1 pseudogene is annotated in these 650 nt (G+C 68.5%); it reads right to left on the reverse strand.

Annotation, left to right across the window (positions count from 1 at the left end):
- Positions 1–650, reverse strand: a pseudogene (locus A5702_RS04540) (dihydrodipicolinate reductase); the annotation flags it as partial.

A 650-nucleotide genomic window follows, 5' to 3' on the forward strand; every position in this document is an offset into this window, starting at 1 on the left:
GCACCGCAGGTGCCCGCCTCGACGGTGCCCATAGCGACCTCCAGCGTCCGGTTCGTCACCGCGCGGTCGAAATACTCGCGGACCTCCTGCACCTCGACGCCGAGCGCGTCGGCGACCAACCGGATCTGGCCCTGCCATTCGCCCGCGATCGCACCCGGGAAGCCGATCCAGGGCTGGTAGTTGAGCGGACGACCGAAACCCAGCGCGTCGCTCATGATGTCGGGGACGCCGTAGTCGTCGTACAGGCCGATCTCGAACGCGTGAATCTTCTCGATGGACGATGACTGGGTGGACAACACCAGCGGCAGGTAATCGGCGGCGAACCCCGGCTCGATCCCCGACGCGTACAACGACACCTGGCCCTGCTTGGCCGCGGCGACCAGCTGGTCGCGCCACTCGGCGGGTTCGTAGGCGTGCGGGTTGACCAGGCGGGTGGTGCTGGTCGTGACGACGTTGATGCCGGACTCGAGCAGCCTGACGTAATCCGGGATGGCCAGCGCGTCGCGCTCCGGGCCGCTGGCGGCGTAGATGACGCAATCGGGTTTCAGCGCGATCAGCGCGTCGGCGTCGGTGGTGGCCGTGATGCCGATCGGCTCGCCGTTCGCGAGCTCGCCGGCGTCCTTGCCGTCCTTCTCCGGCGAGTGCACCCA

Origin of the sequence: Mycobacterium sp. E3339, from assembly GCF_001666915.1 — a bacterium.
Lineage (GTDB): Bacteria > Actinomycetota > Actinomycetes > Mycobacteriales > Mycobacteriaceae > Mycobacterium.